The organism is Stutzerimonas kunmingensis, assembly GCF_900114065.1.
GTDB lineage: Bacteria > Pseudomonadota > Gammaproteobacteria > Pseudomonadales > Pseudomonadaceae > Stutzerimonas > Stutzerimonas kunmingensis.
The window spans coordinates 511973-527264 of the sequence record NZ_FORS01000001.1; the positions used below are offsets into that span (position 1 = coordinate 511973).

Sequence of the window (15292 nt, forward strand, 5' to 3'; positions counted from 1 at the left end):
GTTTTTTGAACTACTGCTAGAATCTGCGGCCTGCCAGGTAATTACTTAAACCTTTTCGGTTGACCTCCAGTCTCACGTACATAAGCTCGACTCTGTTGCAACTGAAAACTTCAGTTACAACCAAAGACGCTTCATTTATTTCCAGAAGCGTCTTAATTCAAACTAGAAAAACAGGATCCTTACGTGACGAAAGACGAACTGCGCGCCGAACTTGAGCGCCAGGCGCAGCGCTTTACCAATGTCTATGGTGGTGAAATTACGACCTACGCGGCTGAACGCGAACCCGAGCGCAAGCCGTGGCGGAAGAAACCCACTGTGCTTGATCAAGTGTTTCAGCGGGAACTGCAGAAGCTCGAACAGGAAAAACATGCCGATTGTGAAAGCGCGGCAACTGGGCAAGCCTGATCCTGACCTTCGTGCAGGTCAGGCAGTCAACTAGCGCAGCCAATACAAACAGCAGTAGTGAACTGAAGAGCGCCGATAAGTCAGCGCTTACCGCCGAGTAACGAGCCGAGCAACCCTCTGGCCAACTGACGCCCCAACTGACTGGCAGCCTGGCTCAATGCACTTTTGACGACTCGTCCGGCCAGATCCCCCAGATCGCTGCCTGCACTGCTCTTGCCTCGTGCAGGCTTCTCGACCGGACGCTCAGCCTCCTCGACTGCCTGCATGGCCCGAGCACTCAGTATTTCGTAGGCCGACTCACGGTCGACGGGCTTGTCATAACGGCCACGCAAGCTGGACCTCGCGATAAGCTGCATGCGCTCAGCTTCACTCAGCGCCCCCACTCGCGACTGTGGCGGCGCGATCGAGACTCGCTGCACCATCGCCGGCGTGCCTTTCGCCTCGAGCCCACCGACCAGGGCCTCGCCGATGCCCAACTGGGTCAGCACATCCAGCGTCGCAAAGTCCGGGTTCGCACGAAATCCGTCAGCCACCGAGCGCAGTGCTTTCTGCTCCTTGACGGTGTATGCCCGCAAACCATGCTGGATTCGCAGCCCCAGCTGCGCCAGTACCTGGTCAGGCAGATCGGCTGGGGACTGAGTGACGAAATAGACGCCAACACCTTTCGAACGAATCAGCCGCACCACCTGCACCAGCCGGTCCTGCAACGCCTTGGGCGTATCGCCAAACAGCAGGTGCGCCTCATCGAAAAACAGGACCAGCAAAGGCTTGTCGGCATCGCCCCGCTCCGGAAGCTGCTCGAACAGTTCGGCAAGCAGCCATAGCAGGAAGGTCGCATAAACCTTGGGCGCCTCATGCACCAGTACGCTGGCATCGAGCAGATGGATGGGACCTCGGCCGTCCGCCGCGGGGTGCAACAGATCCTCGAGTTGCAGGGCTGGCTCACCGAACAGCGCCTCGGCGCCCTGCTGTTCGAGCGTTGCCAGGCGTCGCAGCAGGGCCTGTGACGATGCACCGGTGAACAATGCACTGTCCTCGGCGAGCAACTGCGGCTCAGCCTTGAGGTGCGCCAACAGCGCCTTGAGGTCCTTCAGATCAAGTAACAGCAGGCCTTCGCGGTCTGCCACCTTGAACGCCGCGTACAAAGCGGCCTGCTGGCTGTCGGTGAGCTGCAGCAGGCTTCCCAGCAGCAGCGGCCCCATCTCGCTCAACGTAGTACGCAGCGGATGGCCGCTACGACCATGCACGTCCCACAGGGTTACCGGGTACGCCTGCGGTTGATGGTTCAGCCAGGGCATGCTGGCGATCCGCTCGGCGATCTTGCCTTGCGGTGCACCGGCAGCACCCAGGCCACAGAGATCGCCCTTGATGTCGGCAGCGAACACGGCAACTCCGGCATCGCTGAACTGCTCGGCCAGACGTTGCAAGGTCACTGTCTTGCCGGTGCCGGTGGCTCCGGCAATCAACCCGTGCCGATTGGCCAAGCGCAGGGACTGGCTGTTCGGTTCAGCCGTCGCATCAGCGCCGAGTACCAGACGATCAATTGCAGCCTTCATCAACCCGCCTCCTTGTCGTGCTCGCGCGCCCCGGATGGGGCGCTCTCGTCGGCCGTCGATGCACTCGATTGCCGACCTGCATTGCCCTGCTCAGCCTGAAGCTCGGCCCATAGCGCTGCGGCATCGGCGAACTCGGCGCCCTGCTCGGGCGACAGCGCCTCAGGATCGTATCGCTGTGTACAACCACTGCCGATGATGGGCGGCGCCTTGGCCGCGGCACGCTCGAGGGGATCGGTCACAGATGCTCCCGGATGTCAGTTGAACACCATCGTCTTGTTGCTGTGTACCAGCACACGGTCCTCCAAGTGATAGCGCAGGCCGCGAGAAAGCACCATCTTCTCTACGTCCTTGCCGAGCCGGACCATGTCCTCGATGCTGTCGCGATGGCTCACGCGCACCACGTCCTGCTCGATGATCGGGCCGGCGTCGAGCTCCTCGGTGACATAGTGACAGGTGGCGCCGATCAGCTTCACGCCGCGCAGCGAAGCCTGGTGATAGGGCTTGGCGCCGACGAAGGACGGCAAAAAGCTGTGATGGATGTTGATCACGCGCTGGGCGAACTCGTCGCACAGCTCGGACGGCAAGATCTGCATGTACCGCGCGAGCACAATCACATCGGCGCGCTGCTCGCGGACCAGGCGGGTGACTTCGGCGAACGCCTCCTGCTTATTGGCGGGGTCGACCGGCACGTGAATGTAGGGAATGCCATGCCATTCGACCATGCTGCGCAGGTCGTCATGGTTGGAAATCACGCAGGGAATGTCGCAGTCCAGCTCGCCGCTGTGCCAACGGTGCAGCAGATCGGCCAGGCAGTGGGATTCGCGACTGGCCATCAGGACCACGCGTTTGCGTTGCTCGGAGTCGGTGACTCGCCACTCCATTGAAAACTCACGAGCGATCGGAGCGAACGCCTGACGGAAACCGTCCAGATCGAAAGGCAGTGAGTCCGCGCGAATCTCGTGGCGCATGAAGAACCAACCGCTCTGGTGATCCGAATGATGGTTGGCTTCAGTGATCCAGCCGTTGTAAGTGGCAAGAAAGTTACTGACCTTGGCAACAATACCAACGCCATCGGGACAGGCAATGACCAGCCTGAAAGTGCGCATCAACGGTTACTCCGACTCAATGGGAAATGCGGCATTCTAGCCCAGCAGACAAAAGCACAGCCATCGCCATTAAGATCGAGGCGCAGCGCCAACTATGCGCGATGACGCAAACGGCGCGGCTCGCAGTCATCGGTTTGTTATGCAAAGCATAAAAACCAATCGAAAAAACTTGTGCGATAAAACAGGCTTTCCGCTTGATTTAAGCCTGCGCACGGCTGCAATAGCAGCTCTTAGCCTGCGTCACATATCCTTTCAAATAGTAGTGTGGCTTTTTTACAAGGCTATATTTACTTGCGGATTACGCAGGACTATGATTGCTGCCACTTGCGTTCAAACCTATCCCAAGGAAGTCATATGTCACTTATCAATGAGTATCGCGCTACTGAAGAAGCCATCAAGGAACTTCAAGAGCGCCTGAAGTCGCTGTCCGAAGACGACAAGCTGAAAAAGGAACTGGAATTCGAAGGCAAGCTGCGCGAACTCATGGGTGAATACCAGAAGTCCCTGCGCGACATCATTGCCCTGCTTGATCCGGAAGCCTCTCGCAACAGCAAGAGCCCTCGCGCTGCAAAAGCTCCCGCGACCAGCAAGCGCGCCCGCCGCGTGAAGCAATATAAAAACCCACACAGCGGTGAAGTGATTGAAACCAAAGGCGGCAATCACAAGACCCTGAAAGAATGGAAAGCCCAGTGGGGCTCCGACACCGTGGAAAGCTGGGCCACCCTTCTCGGCTAAGCGGCTACGGTTTATAACGAACGCCGTTTCTCGACATTAATCATTGATGTCGGGAAACGGCGTTTTTATTTGTGCTGCACTCTTCCTTCCCCGCTCGATTCAGGCGTGGCGCACAAACATACGCCCTCCCCAAGAGTTAATTGCTCAAGCGGTAACGCTCACGCAACCCCTGACCGTACTCGCGCCATTGCTGCAACAGTTGCCGTTGTGCCGGCGTGGCGCCGATCATGAATTGCTCGATATCCGACTCGAACTGCACGAGGGTGTTGGGCGCGCCACATGCCCCATCACTCAGCCGCTGTTGGCAGAACTGACGCCATTGCGCTTGCTCGTCGACGGATAACGCTTCAGGAAAGTTACGCGCGCGGTAACGAAACAACAGCTCGTCGAGGCGCGCATCATCGAATCGGAATGGCTGTTTCGCCAGCTCCGCAGGTGACAGGCTAAGGACCTGGTCGCACAGCCGCCGGTCGCGGTCCCCGAGAAAACCGTCATACAGCTGCTGCTCCGGATCATCAGTGCCAGCGAAGCGGTCTTCGCGATAGATGTCTTCGAGCTTGGTGCTCCAGATCTGCCGCTGCTCTCGAAGCATCGCTGCACGCTCATGGCAGACCGGCATATCCAGACCAAGGCGCTGGATGTCTTGCGTGCGCAAAACCTTGAGCGGCGCCACCACGGGACACTTGTTGACGTGCACCAGCTTCAAGGGCACCGGCAACTCGCCATCGGCGAGCTGGTCACGTCGGGTATACAGGCGCTGACGCAGCGTTTCAGCCGTTTCCTGCAAGAGCGGCTCCGGCCCGGCCTGCAGATCGCAGACGATCAGCGCATTGCGATTGCGCGGGTGCCAGCCCAGCGGCAGGACCACCGAGAGAAAATGCCGTGCAGCGGAGAAGCGGCCGGACACATGCACCATGGGTTCCAGCAACCGGATCTGCTCAAGTACCGCCTGCTTGCGGCGCAGGTTGTAGAGATAGTCGTACAGCCGCGGCTGCCGATCGCGAACGAGTCTGGCCAGGGCAATGGTCGCGCGCACGTCGGATAGCGCGTCGTGCGCATTCAGATGTTCCAGCCCGTTGGCCACGCTCAGTCGTTCGAGTTTGAGCGTCACCCGCCCCTCCTCTTCAGGCCAGACCAGGCCTTCCGGGCGCAGAGCATAAGCCGTGCGTACCAGATCGATCAGATCCCAGCGGCTGTTGCCGCCCTGCCATTCACGGGCATAGGGATCGTAGAAGTTGCGGTACAGGCTGTAGCGCGTCACCTCGTCGTCGAACCGCAGGCTGTTGTAACCGGCGCCGCAGGTGCCAGGCATCGACAGCTGTTGATGCAGGCGATGAATGAACTCGGCCTCGCACAAGCCCTTCTGTTCGAGGGTCGCGGGGGTGATCCCAGTGACCAGGCAGGCCGCCGGATGCGGAAGGATGTCGTCGGAGGGACGGCAATAGATGTTCAGCGGCTCGCCGATTTCCTCGAGCGCCTCGTTGGTGCGGATACCCGCCACCTGCAACGGACGGTCGCGGCTGGGCGAAATCCCTGTGGTTTCGAAGTCGTACCAGAAGATGCTTGAATTCACGGGAGAGTCCTTCTCGATCAGCGCGGCAGTCTATCAGCCCAGGGCGGCACATCGCCGTGTGCGTCGCCCGATCTGCCCACGCAGCATTGGGTATGCGAACGACATCCTGCAAAGGAGCAGGCACTTCGCCATAATCACACCCCTCCGGCTTGCCCTCCGCTCAGACGACTCAGGCGCATTGCCGCAGCGGCACTTGCCGCATAGCATCGACCTTTGCCTGCCTCAGACGACTTTACCCTTGCCTTCAGCTCTCAACCGACCATCGCTGCTCGACAATAGCCATCGCGTGGAGACGCCCGAAGGCATCGATCTACTCCTGCGTCCGGCCGGGCTCGTACCGCGCGCGCTGGCCTTTGCCATCGACCTGGCGATCCGTGCTGCCATCCTGCTAGCCCTCTTCATCATCCTGGGGATGCTGGGCAATTTTGGTGTCGGTCTTGGGACGCTGCTGCTGTTCCTCGTGCAGTGGTGGTACATGGTGCTCTTCGAAGTACTGAACCAGGGACGTACGCCTGGCAAGTACTGGCTGGGTCTGCGAGTGGTGCATGACGATGGCACGCCGGTCGGCTGGACCTCCTCGCTGACGCGCAACCTGCTGCGCTTCGTCGATATGCTGCCGTTCGGCTATTTTCTCGGCGCACTGAGCTGCCTGGGCCACCCTGCCTTCAAGCGTCTCGGCGATCTCGCCGCAGGGACGCTGGTGGTCTACCGGGAAAGACCACAAGTGCGCCCGACGCTGCCGGAGGTGGAAGCTGCCAAACCGCCTTTTGCGTTAAGTCTCGATGAGCAACGCGCTCTTATTGCCTTCTCCGAGCGTCATGCCAGTCTTTCTGCCGAACGGCGTCTGGAGCTGGCTTCGATCCTTGCCGAACCGCTGGCGGTTACCGGTGAGAACGCCGAGGCAAAGATCCATGGCATCGCCCGCTCACTGGTAGGCGCGCCATGAAGCAGGCCGCCTTCGAACGCCAGCATCACGCCGACTGGCATGACTTCATCAGCCAGCTGGACGCGCTGGAGCGTGGCAAGCCAAGTCCCAGCCAGGCCAGCGACTTCCCCGCCGCCTACCGCCGTCTTTGCCAACACCTGGCGCTGGCCGAATCGCGCGGCTACAGCAGCCAGCTGATCGATCAGTTGCGCCAGCTCGCCCTGCGCGGCCATCAGCAGTTCTATCGGCACCGCAGTCCATTGCTGGGGCGACTGCTCGGGTTCATCACCGGTGGCTTCGCCCGCGCGGTCCGTGAGCAGTGGCGTTACGTACTGGCAGCAAGCCTGCTCTTCTACGGCAGCCTGCTCGGCATGGCCGCTTTGGTCTTCGCCTTCCCGGAGCTGGTGTTCAGCATCCTGCCGCCGGACCAGGTCACACAGATGGAACAGATGTACGACCCGGACGCCAGCCGCCTGGGTCGCTTCGCCGAACGGGGCTCGGGCGACGATTGGCTGATGTTCGGCTATTACGTGATGAACAATATCGGCATCGCATTCCAGACGTTTGCCAGCGGGCTGCTGTTCGGCCTGGGTACGCTCTTCTTCCTGCTGTTCAATGGCCTGACGATCGGCGCCGTCGCGGGCCACCTGAGCGCCATCGGCTACCACCAGCCGTTCTGGTCGTTCGTCATCGGCCATGGCGCGTTCGAGCTGACCGCCATCACCCTTGCCGGCGCCGCGGGGCTGCAGCTCGGCGTAGCGCTGGTGGCGCCGGGGCGCCTGACCCGCGCAGAGGCGCTGCGTCAGGCCGCCAAGCGAGGCATCCAGCTGGTCTGCGGGGCTACCCTGTTCTTGCTGATCGCTGCCTTTGTCGAGGCCTACTGGTCATCCATGACCCTGACCTCGCCCATGATCAAGTACATCGTCGGCGCGCTGCTCTGGCTGATCGTGGCCGCTTACTTCGCGTTTGCCGGGAGGGCGCAGCATGCAGCTGAGTGATGCCAGCGTCTCGATCCGCCCGCGCAGTCCATGGGAGGCGCTGGACCTCGGCACCCTGCTCGCCAGGCGCCACGCGAAGCTGCTGATGACGACCTGGGCGACCGTGACGCTGCCGCTTTTCGGCCTGATCAGTCTGCTGCTGTGGCAGCACCCAAGTCTGGCGCTGCTGCTGTTCTGGTGGCTCAAGCCCCTGTACGAGCGCTTGCCGCTGCATATCCTGTCCAAAGCACTGTTCGGTGAAACACCAGACTTCCGAGAGAGCCTGCGGGCCTTCCCCGGTCTGCTGCGGCCACAGCTGTTGGCCAGTCTCACCTGGCGTCGCCTGAGCACGACGCGCAGCTTCGATCTACCAGTGCAGCAGCTCGAGGGGCTCGACGGCAAAGCACGCAAGCAACGCCTGCTCACGCTCAGTCTGCGCAGCGGCCGCGCGCCCAGCTGGCTGACCGTGGTCGGCGTGCATCTGGAAGGCGCGCTCTGGCTCGGCCTGCTCGGCGTGCTGTATTTCCTGCTGCCGGCGCAGCTGGTACAGCGCTGGAATTGGGAGGATTTGCTCGGGCTGAGCGCCGAATGGCTCTGGCTGGAACACCTGTCCAATCTGCTCTATGCGCTGGTGCTCATCGTCTGGGAGCCTATCTATGTCGCCTGTGGCTTCAGCCTCTATCTCAATCGACGCACTCATCTGGAGGCGTGGGACATAGAGCTGGCCTTCCGTCGACTGCGCCAGAGCCTGCTCAGCGCTGCACCAGCGGTGCTGCTTGCCTGTGGCCTGTTGTTCTGGCCGGCAGCGCACGATGCCTGGGCAGCGGCACCAACGGCCGACACAGCGCAACAGGGCCCGGAAAGCGAGCGACTGCTGAATCAGCCACTGACCAGCGAGACGGCCCGCGAACGAATCGACGCGCTGCTCGACCAACCGCCCTTTCAGCACCGGGAGACGGTCACCCGTTGGCGCTTTGGTGCGCAAGACAGCCCGCAGGAGCCCGGCGCTCTGGCGCGCCTGCTCGAACGCCTGCTGCAGGTTGGCTCGCTGTGGGAAAGCCTGGAAAGTCTGGCGCAGACACTCGAAGTTCTACTCTGGACCGCACTGGCCTTGCTGGTCGCGCTTCTGCTGTGGCGCTACCGCGACTGGCTGCAGACTTTCGGCAGCCGCATACAGCTGCCGGCCAGGCGCCGCCAACCTGCACCCGCGCAGCTGTTCGGCCTCGACGTCGCGCCCGAAAGCCTGCCAAACGACGTTGCCAGCGAGGCCGAACGACTCTGGCAGCACGATCCGCGCGCGGCTCTGGCACTTCTCTATCGCGGTTTGCTCAGCCGCCTGCTGCATGATTTCCAGCTGCCGTTGAAGGCAGCGCATACCGAGGGCGAGGTGCTGGCGCGCGTGCGACAGCTTCAGCGCGAACCGCTGTCGCGCTTTGCCGAGCAACTTACACAGCATTGGCAGCACCAGGCCTACGGGCATCGGAACGCCGAAGACGTGGTCCGCGACGAACTGTGTGCCGGCTGGCGCGCGCTGTTTGCCGAGGAGTCAAAGTCATGAACCGACTCCGCCCTCGCCTGCTCGCCGCGGCCGCGGTCCTGCTGATCGGTCTGCTGGTCATCTGGTTGGCCGGCAAGCTGCAATCCTATGAAGACGTCGTCGAGCACGGCCCGACCCCAGAGGCGCGCAGCAACACCTACCTGGCCGCCGAACTGTTCCTGCGCGACCTCGGCCTGCAGGTCGTGCATCAGGAAGGCATCGCCGGACTTGAGACCCTGCCCACCTCTGGCCAGACGCTGCTCCTGCTCGGTGACCGCGGCAACCTGACCCCGCGGCAGACCGAGCGTCTGCTGGACTGGGCAAACGCCGGCGGCCATCTGGTCGTGGTTGCAGAGCGACTGTGGGATGAAGAGACCGGCAAAAGCGGCGACCTGCTGTTCGACCGGCTCAATCTGCAGCAGTACGCAGCTGACGATCTGGACGATGATGCGCAGACACCGCAGTCATCCACAGCCGAACAGCATCCGCAGCTGACCAAGCTGTATCTGGAGAATGAAAGCGCGCCGGCCTATCTGGCCTTCGATACCGACTTTCACCTCTATGATGCCGACAACCGCGCCCACGCCTGGGCCAACAGCGCAGGCGCCACGCACATGCTGCAACTGCAGCACGGTGACGGGCTGATCACCGCGCTGACCGACAGCTGGATCTGGCAGAACCGCAACGTCGATCAGTACGACCATGCCTGGCTGCTCTGGTATCTGACTCAGGACAGCGCGGTGACTCTGGTGCACCGCAGCGAACACGACGGCTTGCTCGCACAGCTGCGCCGCCACTTCCCCGAACTTCTCACCGTGCTGGGCCTACTTGTGGCGTTCGCGCTCTGGCATGCCGGCCAACGCTTCGGCCCACTGCAGGCTCCGCTCAACCCGGCGCGTCGCCAGCTGCAGGAACACCTGCGTGGGTCGGCGGAGTTCCTGCTGCGCCATGGTCGCCAGCACAGTCTGCTGCAGCCGCTGCAACAGGACATCCAGCGCCGAGCGGGGCAACGCCATCCGGGCTTCGAGCAGCTTCCGCCGAATGCCCAGCTGCCACTGCTCGCTCGTCTCTCCAGCCTGCCGATCGCCAGCATCGAGCTGGCCATGCGCCCACTGCCGCAGCAACGTCTGTCGGCTACCGAATTCACCCGACAGGTCGCCCACCTGCAAACCCTCAGGAACGCGCTATGAGCGAACACATCCCAGAATCCGGCAACCCCGCTCCGGCCTCCAACCCGGGGAGCCAGCGCCTGCGAGCCAGCCAGCTCGCCCAGGCGCTGCGCGACGAGCTGCACAAGGCAGTGATCGGCCAGGATGACGTCATCGATGGCGTCCTTACCGCGCTGATCGCTGGCGGCCACGTGCTCATCGAAGGCGTGCCGGGGCTGGGCAAAACACTGCTGGTAAGGGCGCTGGCGCGCTGCTTCGGCGGCGAGTTCTCGCGCATCCAGTTCACCCCCGACCTGATGCCCAGCGACGTCACCGGCCATGCCGTCTACGACATGCAGAGCGAGCAGTTCAAGCTGCGCAAGGGGCCGGTGTTCACCAACCTTCTACTGGCCGATGAAATCAACCGTGCGCCAGCCAAGACTCAGGCCGCGCTGCTCGAGGTGATGCAGGAACGCCAGGTCACCCTGGAAGGCAAGGCCCTGGCGGTTCCGCAACCTTTTCTGGTCATGGCCACGCAGAACCCCATCGAACAGGAAGGCACCTACCCACTGCCGGAAGCTGAGCTTGACCGCTTCATGCTGATGTTGCGCATGGACTACCCGCAGGCGAACGAAGAGCTGGAGCTGGTACGCCAGGTCACCCGCTCGGCACGCGCCGACATGCTCGACGTCAGCGCCCTGCGCCAGCTGGTACAGGCCCGGGATGTGCTGGCCCTGCAGAAGATCGCCAGCGAACTGCCGCTGGACGATCAGGTACTGGACTATGCCGTGCGCCTTGCCCGCACCACTCGCAGCTGGCCGGGGCTGGCGCTGGGTGCCGGCCCCCGCGCATCGATCGCGCTGGTTCGTGGTGGTCGCGCCAGAGCGCTGCTGCGCGGCGGCGAGTTCGTCACGCCTGATGACATCAAGGGTTGCGCGCTGGCGGTACTGCGTCACCGGGTGCGCCTGTCGGCAGAGCTGGACATCGAGGGACTGTCAGTGGACCAGGTGCTGCAGCAGCTACTCGATCAGGTCGCGGCACCACGCGCATGACGCCATCCCGTCGCCTGCTCGTTGCGCTGGCCGCGCTGGTGCTCGTGGCCATTCCTCTTGGCGTTCTCGCCGCGTTCGGCGTCGAAGCCGGGCACTGGCAGTCCGCCTGGTGGGGCCTGTTGCTGGCGCTGGGTACGGTGACATCGCTCGACGCCTTCGCCCTGAGGCGACTGCCGTCGCCTGCGCTGCAACGCAGCCTGTCGGGAAATCTGCCATTGGGCCACTGGAGCAACGTGCAACTGCTGGTGCGCAACGCACATTCCCGCGCTATCGAGCTGGAGCTGTTCGACCACGTGCCTGAGGGCATGAGCTTCGAACAGCTGCCGCAACGCATGCGCCTGCAGCCCGCCGAACATTGCCAACTCGACTACCGTCTGCGCCCGACCCGCCGCGGCCAGTTCGTCTTCCAGCACTGCGATCTTCGTCTGGCCAGCCCGTTGGGCCTCTGGCGCAGCAGACGCCAGCTTGAGCTTGTCGACGAAACCCGGGTGTATCCCGACTTCGCTCGGTTGCACGGAGCCAGCCTGCAGGCGATCGACGTCTGGTTGAATCGCCTCGGCGTCCGCCAGCAACCGCGCCGCGGGCTGGGGCTGGAATTTCACCAGCTACGCGAGTTCCGCGAGGGCGACACCCTGCGGCAGATCGACTGGAAAGCCACGGCGCGGGCACGCATGCCGATTGCCCGCGAATATCAGGACGAGCGCGACCAGCAGATCGTGCTGATGCTCGACTGCGGTCGGCGTATGCGCAGCCAGGACGCCGAACTCACGCACTTCGACCATGCCCTCAACGCTGCCCTGCTGCTGGCCTATGCCGCGTTGCGCCAGGGCGATGCTGTGGGCGCCTGCACCTTCGCCGGCGAACAGCCGCGTCACGTCACGCCGGCCAAGGGCCAACAGCAACTTCACGTGTTACTGAACGGTCTTTACGACCTGCAGCCCACCCAGCAGCCCGCAGACTACGGCGCAGCGGTCGATCGGTTGCTGGCCCGGCAACAGCGCCAGGCACTGGTTATCGTTCTGAGCAACCTGCGCGATGAGGACGATGCCGAGCTGCACGGGGCGCTGAAGCGGCTCTCACGCAAACATCGGGTGTTGTTGGTGAGCCTGCGCGAAGAAGTACTGGACCAGCTGCGCCTGCGGCCGGTGCAGAGGCTGGACGACGCGCTCGACTACTGCGGCGCCCAGGACTACCTGAACGCCCGCCAGGCGCTGCACAAGCGCCTGGCCGCCCATGGCATGCCGGTACTCGACGTCCAGCCTTGCGATCTGGGGCCGGCACTTATCGGGCGTTATCTGGCGTGGAAGAAAACCGGGACGCTGTGAGCGCGGCTCACAGACCGTGGCAGCAGTCCTTGTCAGTGAATCGATCCGATGCCGGACTGGCATGATGCGCCAGAGGAATGTGCAACATCGGCTGGAAACTGAAGTAGTGATGCAGGGCAGCGATCATCTCGCGGATATCCCCGGGCGGGTCGATCAGGGAAAAGCCGGTATCGTAGCTGCCCGGCGTCACATCCTCGCTTGACCACAGACTGAACGCACTGAAATCCACTTGCCGCAGTTGACCGCTCTGGCCCGGAATCTTCAGGCGCATCTCGAAGCGAACACCAAGCATCATCGGATAGGGGCTGATCAGCATCAGCCCGCCCTCGGACAGGTTGCCGATGAAGCCCAGCGGCTTCTCGGTGAACCGATTGAATACGTTGAGGTAGTACGGCAACTGATGCCGCTGGATACGACGCTGGTTCGCCATGTTCATGTCGTCGGAGCCTTCAGCCTTAACCCTGCAATTCGAGTCCTGTCGGCTCAACTGCATTCCTGGCTGATACGCATCGCCAGGCGCTGTCGAGCCGCCTCTACTTCACTTTCACTGTAGTAGACGCGCTCTCCGGCTGCATCGTTACGAAAAAAACGTCCGCCAAGCTGCAGTCGCGACAACTGGCTGCGCAAGCCCTGGCATTCCTGATCTCGTGCAGCCCGCGCTTTGCTGGCCTGCTCCCTCGCTGCCTGCTGCTCCTGCCGCCGCGCATCGAAGAATCGTTCGCTGCGCGCCTCACGCTCACGGGTCTGGTCGTCGCGTTCGACGACCTGGGGCCGAACCTCGACCTGCTCGGCTCCGGCTGCCGGGCGCTGGCCGAAGTGAACCTGTCCGTTGGCATCGGTCCAGCGATAGATCTGCGCATCTGCCAGTGCAGGCAGCAGCATGGCGGTCATCAGCAAAGCTCGCATGATCCCTCACATGGCTTTCATGAAATCAACGTTTGGCCGGCTGAACCACCGGCGGTGCCTCGACATGATAGTGGCCCAGCTGCCTCAGCGTCTCCAGGCGCGCACGAGCGCGATAGGCGTACTCGCTGGCAGGGTATTGATCGACGATGAAACGATAGGTTTCGCCAGCGTCGACGAACAGGCCCTGGCGCTCCAGGCACTGGCCGCGCAACAGTGAAATCTCCGGCTGGACCTGGCTGCGCGGCTTGCTGCGGCGTTCTGCCTGCGACAGTGATTGCATCACCCGCTCGCAGTTGTCGGCCTCGTAGTACTGGTAAGCCGCATCCAGGTGGCGATCGAAAGCATGCCGACTGCTGCAGCCGACGGTCAGAAGACTCAGGAAAACGATGATCAGGGTGCGCATGGGTTCCTCCGTATGCCCCTGTATCGACCGAGCTGGAAAAAGCTGCAGACAGCCCGTCAGCCGGACGCAAAGAGTAGTGGTCGCCGAGCGATGACTACAACCGGCGAGCATAGTAGCCTCGGGGCCAGCCAGAAAAAGGAGCAATTGAATGATTCCGCGTCGCACCAAGATCGTCGCCACCCTGGGCCCAGCAAGCAGCTCGCCAGAGGTGTTGGAAAAGATGATCGTCGCCGGGCTGGATGTAGCCCGCCTGAATTTCTCCCACGGCAGCCCCGACGAGCATCGTGCCCGGGCCGAGCTGGTGCGTGAAATCGCCGCGCGCCACGGCCGCTTCGTCGCGCTGCTCGGAGACCTGCAGGGACCGAAGATCCGCATTGCCAAGTTCACCGACAAGCGCATTGAGCTGAAAGAAGGAGACCAGTTCCGCTTCTCCGTGACCCATCCGCGCGACGCCGGCAATCAGGAAGTGGTCGGCATCGATTACCCGGACCTGGTCAAGGATTGCGGCATCGGCGATGAGCTTCTGCTCGACGACGGCCGCGTGGTGATGCGCGTCGACAACGCCACCGCGGACGAACTGCACTGCACCGTGCTGATCGGTGGCCCGCTGTCGGACAACAAGGGCATCAACCGCCGTGGCGGCGGCCTGACGGCGCCGGCGCTGACCAACAAGGACAAGGCCGACATCAAGTTGGCCGCCGACCTGCAGCTGGACTACCTGGCAGTTTCCTTCCCTCGTGATGCCGCTGACATGGACCTGGCCCGCCGCCTGCGCGACGAAGCTGGCTCCGACGCCTGGCTGATCGCCAAGATCGAGCGGGCCGAAGCGGTCGCCGACGATGAGGCGCTGGATGGCCTGATCCGCGCCAGCGACGGTGTGATGGTGGCGCGCGGCGATCTCGGCGTGGAAGTTGGCGATGCCGAGCTGGTCGGCATTCAGAAGAAGATCATTCTGCACGCCCGCCGCCACAACAAGGTGGTGATCACCGCGACGCAGATGATGGAGTCGATGATCCACAGCCCGATGCCGACCCGCGCCGAGGTATCCGATGTAGCCAACGCCGTGCTGGACTACACCGATGCGGTGATGCTCTCGGCCGAAAGCGCCGCCGGCGAATACCCGATCGAAGCGATCAAGGCCATGGCCCGTGTGTGCTGCGGCGCGGAGAAGCACCCGACCAGCACCAAGTCCGGACACCGCCTCGGCCAGCAGTTCGAGCGCTGCGACGAGAGTGCCGCGCTCGCTGCGATGTACACCGCCAACCACTTCCCGGGGGTCAAGGCCATCATCGCCCTGACCGAAAGCGGCTATACACCGCTGATCATGTCGCGCATCCGGTCTTCGGTGCCGATCTTCGCCTTCTCGCCGCACCGCGAAACCCAGGCACGGGTCGCGCTGTTCCGCGGCGTGCAGACCATCCCATTCGATCCGGCTGCGCTACCTGCAGAAAAGGTCAGCCAGATGGCAGTCGAGGAGCTGCTCAAGCGCAACATCGTGCAGCCCGGTGACTGGGTGATCCTGACCAAGGGCGACAGCTACCACGACAGCACAGGCGGTACCAACACGATGAAGATCCTGCGCGTCGGCGATCAGTAAGGTTGGCAGGGAATCACACGAGGCCGGCTCTTTAGCCGGCCTCGTGC

General features: G+C 62.8%; 16 protein-coding genes. 9 read left to right on the plus strand and 7 right to left on the minus strand.

Annotated features, from left to right (window positions below; genetic code table 11):
* Positions 1-183: 183 nt before the first annotated feature.
* Complete coding sequence (locus BM275_RS02570) at positions 184-405, plus strand: hypothetical protein (RefSeq protein ID WP_014821265.1); 222 nt, start codon at positions 184-186, stop codon at positions 403-405.
* An 80-nt stretch (positions 406-485) separates the two neighbouring features.
* On the opposite strand, the gene BM275_RS02575 is transcribed toward BM275_RS02570, so the two are convergent.
* Genes BM275_RS02575 through purU form a run of 3 tightly spaced genes read right to left on the minus strand, consistent with a single transcriptional unit; the run spans position 486 to position 3067 of the window.
* Positions 486-1961 carry a helicase HerA-like domain-containing protein gene (locus tag BM275_RS02575; protein WP_090519184.1) on the minus strand — a complete coding sequence of 492 codons (1476 nt, stop codon included), beginning with the start codon at positions 1959-1961 and terminating at the stop codon, positions 486-488.
* Positions 1961-2200 (minus strand): hypothetical protein, encoded by a 240-nt coding sequence (locus BM275_RS02580; RefSeq protein WP_044315524.1) that lies wholly within the window; start codon positions 2198-2200, stop codon positions 1961-1963. Before BM275_RS02580 ends, BM275_RS02575 begins: the two co-directional genes overlap by 1 nt.
* A gap of 15 nt (positions 2201-2215) precedes the next feature.
* On the minus strand, positions 2216-3067 hold the full coding sequence (purU, locus tag BM275_RS02585; RefSeq protein ID WP_023446811.1) for a formyltetrahydrofolate deformylase: 852 nt from the start codon (positions 3065-3067) through the stop codon (positions 2216-2218).
* 354 nt (positions 3068-3421) lie between these two features.
* Here purU and mvaT point away from each other — a divergent pair, with 354 nt between their 5' ends.
* A complete protein-coding gene (gene mvaT, locus BM275_RS02590; protein WP_003303488.1) occupies positions 3422-3802 on the plus strand; it encodes a histone-like nucleoid-structuring protein MvaT in 381 nt (126 codons plus the stop codon).
* 136 nt (positions 3803-3938) lie between these two features.
* Here mvaT and sbcB read toward each other — a convergent pair whose 3' ends face one another.
* Positions 3939-5375: an exodeoxyribonuclease I gene (gene sbcB / locus BM275_RS02595; RefSeq protein WP_090519185.1), complete on the minus strand. Its 1437-nt coding sequence runs from the start codon at positions 5373-5375 to the stop codon at positions 3939-3941.
* A gap of 238 nt (positions 5376-5613) precedes the next feature.
* On the opposite strand from sbcB, the gene BM275_RS02600 reads away from it, so the two are divergent.
* Genes BM275_RS02600 through BM275_RS02625 form a run of 6 tightly spaced genes read left to right on the plus strand, consistent with a single transcriptional unit; the run spans position 5614 to position 12339 of the window.
* On the plus strand, positions 5614-6321 hold the full coding sequence (locus BM275_RS02600; protein ID WP_090519186.1) for an RDD family protein: 708 nt from the start codon (positions 5614-5616) through the stop codon (positions 6319-6321).
* The gene (locus tag BM275_RS02605) at positions 6318-7298 is read left to right on the plus strand and encodes a stage II sporulation protein M (RefSeq protein ID WP_041014769.1); all 981 of its coding nucleotides are present in this window, start codon (positions 6318-6320) and stop codon (positions 7296-7298) included. The genes BM275_RS02600 and BM275_RS02605 overlap by 4 nt, the downstream gene beginning before the upstream one ends.
* On the plus strand, positions 7285-8835 hold the full coding sequence (locus BM275_RS02610) for a DUF4129 domain-containing protein (RefSeq protein ID WP_090519521.1): 1551 nt from the start codon (positions 7285-7287) through the stop codon (positions 8833-8835). Before BM275_RS02605 ends, BM275_RS02610 begins: the two co-directional genes overlap by 14 nt.
* The gene (locus BM275_RS02615; protein WP_090519187.1) at positions 8832-10004 is read left to right on the plus strand and encodes a DUF4350 domain-containing protein; all 1173 of its coding nucleotides are present in this window, start codon (positions 8832-8834) and stop codon (positions 10002-10004) included. Before BM275_RS02610 ends, BM275_RS02615 begins: the two co-directional genes overlap by 4 nt.
* Positions 10001-11014, plus strand: a complete 1014-nt coding sequence (locus BM275_RS02620) for an AAA family ATPase (RefSeq protein WP_090519188.1) — start codon at positions 10001-10003, stop codon at positions 11012-11014. Before BM275_RS02615 ends, BM275_RS02620 begins: the two co-directional genes overlap by 4 nt.
* On the plus strand, positions 11011-12339 hold the full coding sequence (locus tag BM275_RS02625) for a DUF58 domain-containing protein (protein WP_090519189.1): 1329 nt from the start codon (positions 11011-11013) through the stop codon (positions 12337-12339). Before BM275_RS02620 ends, BM275_RS02625 begins: the two co-directional genes overlap by 4 nt.
* A 7-nt stretch (positions 12340-12346) precedes the next feature.
* Here the strand turns inward: BM275_RS02625 and BM275_RS02630 are convergent, their stop codons facing one another.
* The 3 genes from BM275_RS02630 to BM275_RS02640 are packed head-to-tail and all read right to left on the minus strand — an operon-like array spanning position 12347 to position 13648.
* On the minus strand, positions 12347-12775 hold the full coding sequence (locus tag BM275_RS02630) for a PilZ domain-containing protein (RefSeq protein WP_014821276.1): 429 nt from the start codon (positions 12773-12775) through the stop codon (positions 12347-12349).
* A 47-nt stretch (positions 12776-12822) separates the two neighbouring features.
* Positions 12823-13245, minus strand: a complete 423-nt coding sequence (locus tag BM275_RS02635; RefSeq protein ID WP_014821277.1) for a DUF4124 domain-containing protein — start codon at positions 13243-13245, stop codon at positions 12823-12825.
* Positions 13246-13270: 25 nt separating this feature from the next.
* Entirely contained in the window at positions 13271-13648 is a 378-nt protein-coding gene (locus BM275_RS02640; protein ID WP_090519190.1) for a tetratricopeptide repeat protein, read from the minus strand.
* Between the two features lie 148 nt (positions 13649-13796).
* Between BM275_RS02640 and pyk the strand changes: the two genes are divergently transcribed.
* Positions 13797-15245, plus strand: a complete 1449-nt coding sequence (pyk, locus tag BM275_RS02645; protein ID WP_014821279.1) for a pyruvate kinase — start codon at positions 13797-13799, stop codon at positions 15243-15245.
* The last annotated feature ends 47 nt before the right edge of the window (positions 15246-15292 follow it).

Coding starts and splice junctions, on each gene's coding strand:
- BM275_RS02575 (WP_090519184.1), bottom strand. CDS start 1,961: ATGAAGGCTGCAATTGATCGTCTGGTACTCGGCGCTGATGCGACGGCT.
- purU (WP_023446811.1), bottom strand. CDS start 3,067: ATGCGCACTTTCAGGCTGGTCATTGCCTGTCCCGATGGCGTTGGTATT.
- mvaT (WP_003303488.1), top strand. CDS start 3,422: ATGTCACTTATCAATGAGTATCGCGCTACTGAAGAAGCCATCAAGGAA.
- BM275_RS02605 (WP_041014769.1), top strand. CDS start 6,318: ATGAAGCAGGCCGCCTTCGAACGCCAGCATCACGCCGACTGGCATGAC.
- BM275_RS02610 (WP_090519521.1), top strand. CDS start 7,285: ATGCAGCTGAGTGATGCCAGCGTCTCGATCCGCCCGCGCAGTCCATGG.
- BM275_RS02615 (WP_090519187.1), top strand. CDS start 8,832: ATGAACCGACTCCGCCCTCGCCTGCTCGCCGCGGCCGCGGTCCTGCTG.
- BM275_RS02620 (WP_090519188.1), top strand. CDS start 10,001: ATGAGCGAACACATCCCAGAATCCGGCAACCCCGCTCCGGCCTCCAAC.
- BM275_RS02625 (WP_090519189.1), top strand. CDS start 11,011: ATGACGCCATCCCGTCGCCTGCTCGTTGCGCTGGCCGCGCTGGTGCTC.
- BM275_RS02630 (WP_014821276.1), bottom strand. CDS start 12,775: ATGAACATGGCGAACCAGCGTCGTATCCAGCGGCATCAGTTGCCGTAC.
- BM275_RS02635 (WP_014821277.1), bottom strand. CDS start 13,245: ATGCGAGCTTTGCTGATGACCGCCATGCTGCTGCCTGCACTGGCAGAT.
- BM275_RS02640 (WP_090519190.1), bottom strand. CDS start 13,648: ATGCGCACCCTGATCATCGTTTTCCTGAGTCTTCTGACCGTCGGCTGC.
- pyk (WP_014821279.1), top strand. CDS start 13,797: ATGATTCCGCGTCGCACCAAGATCGTCGCCACCCTGGGCCCAGCAAGC.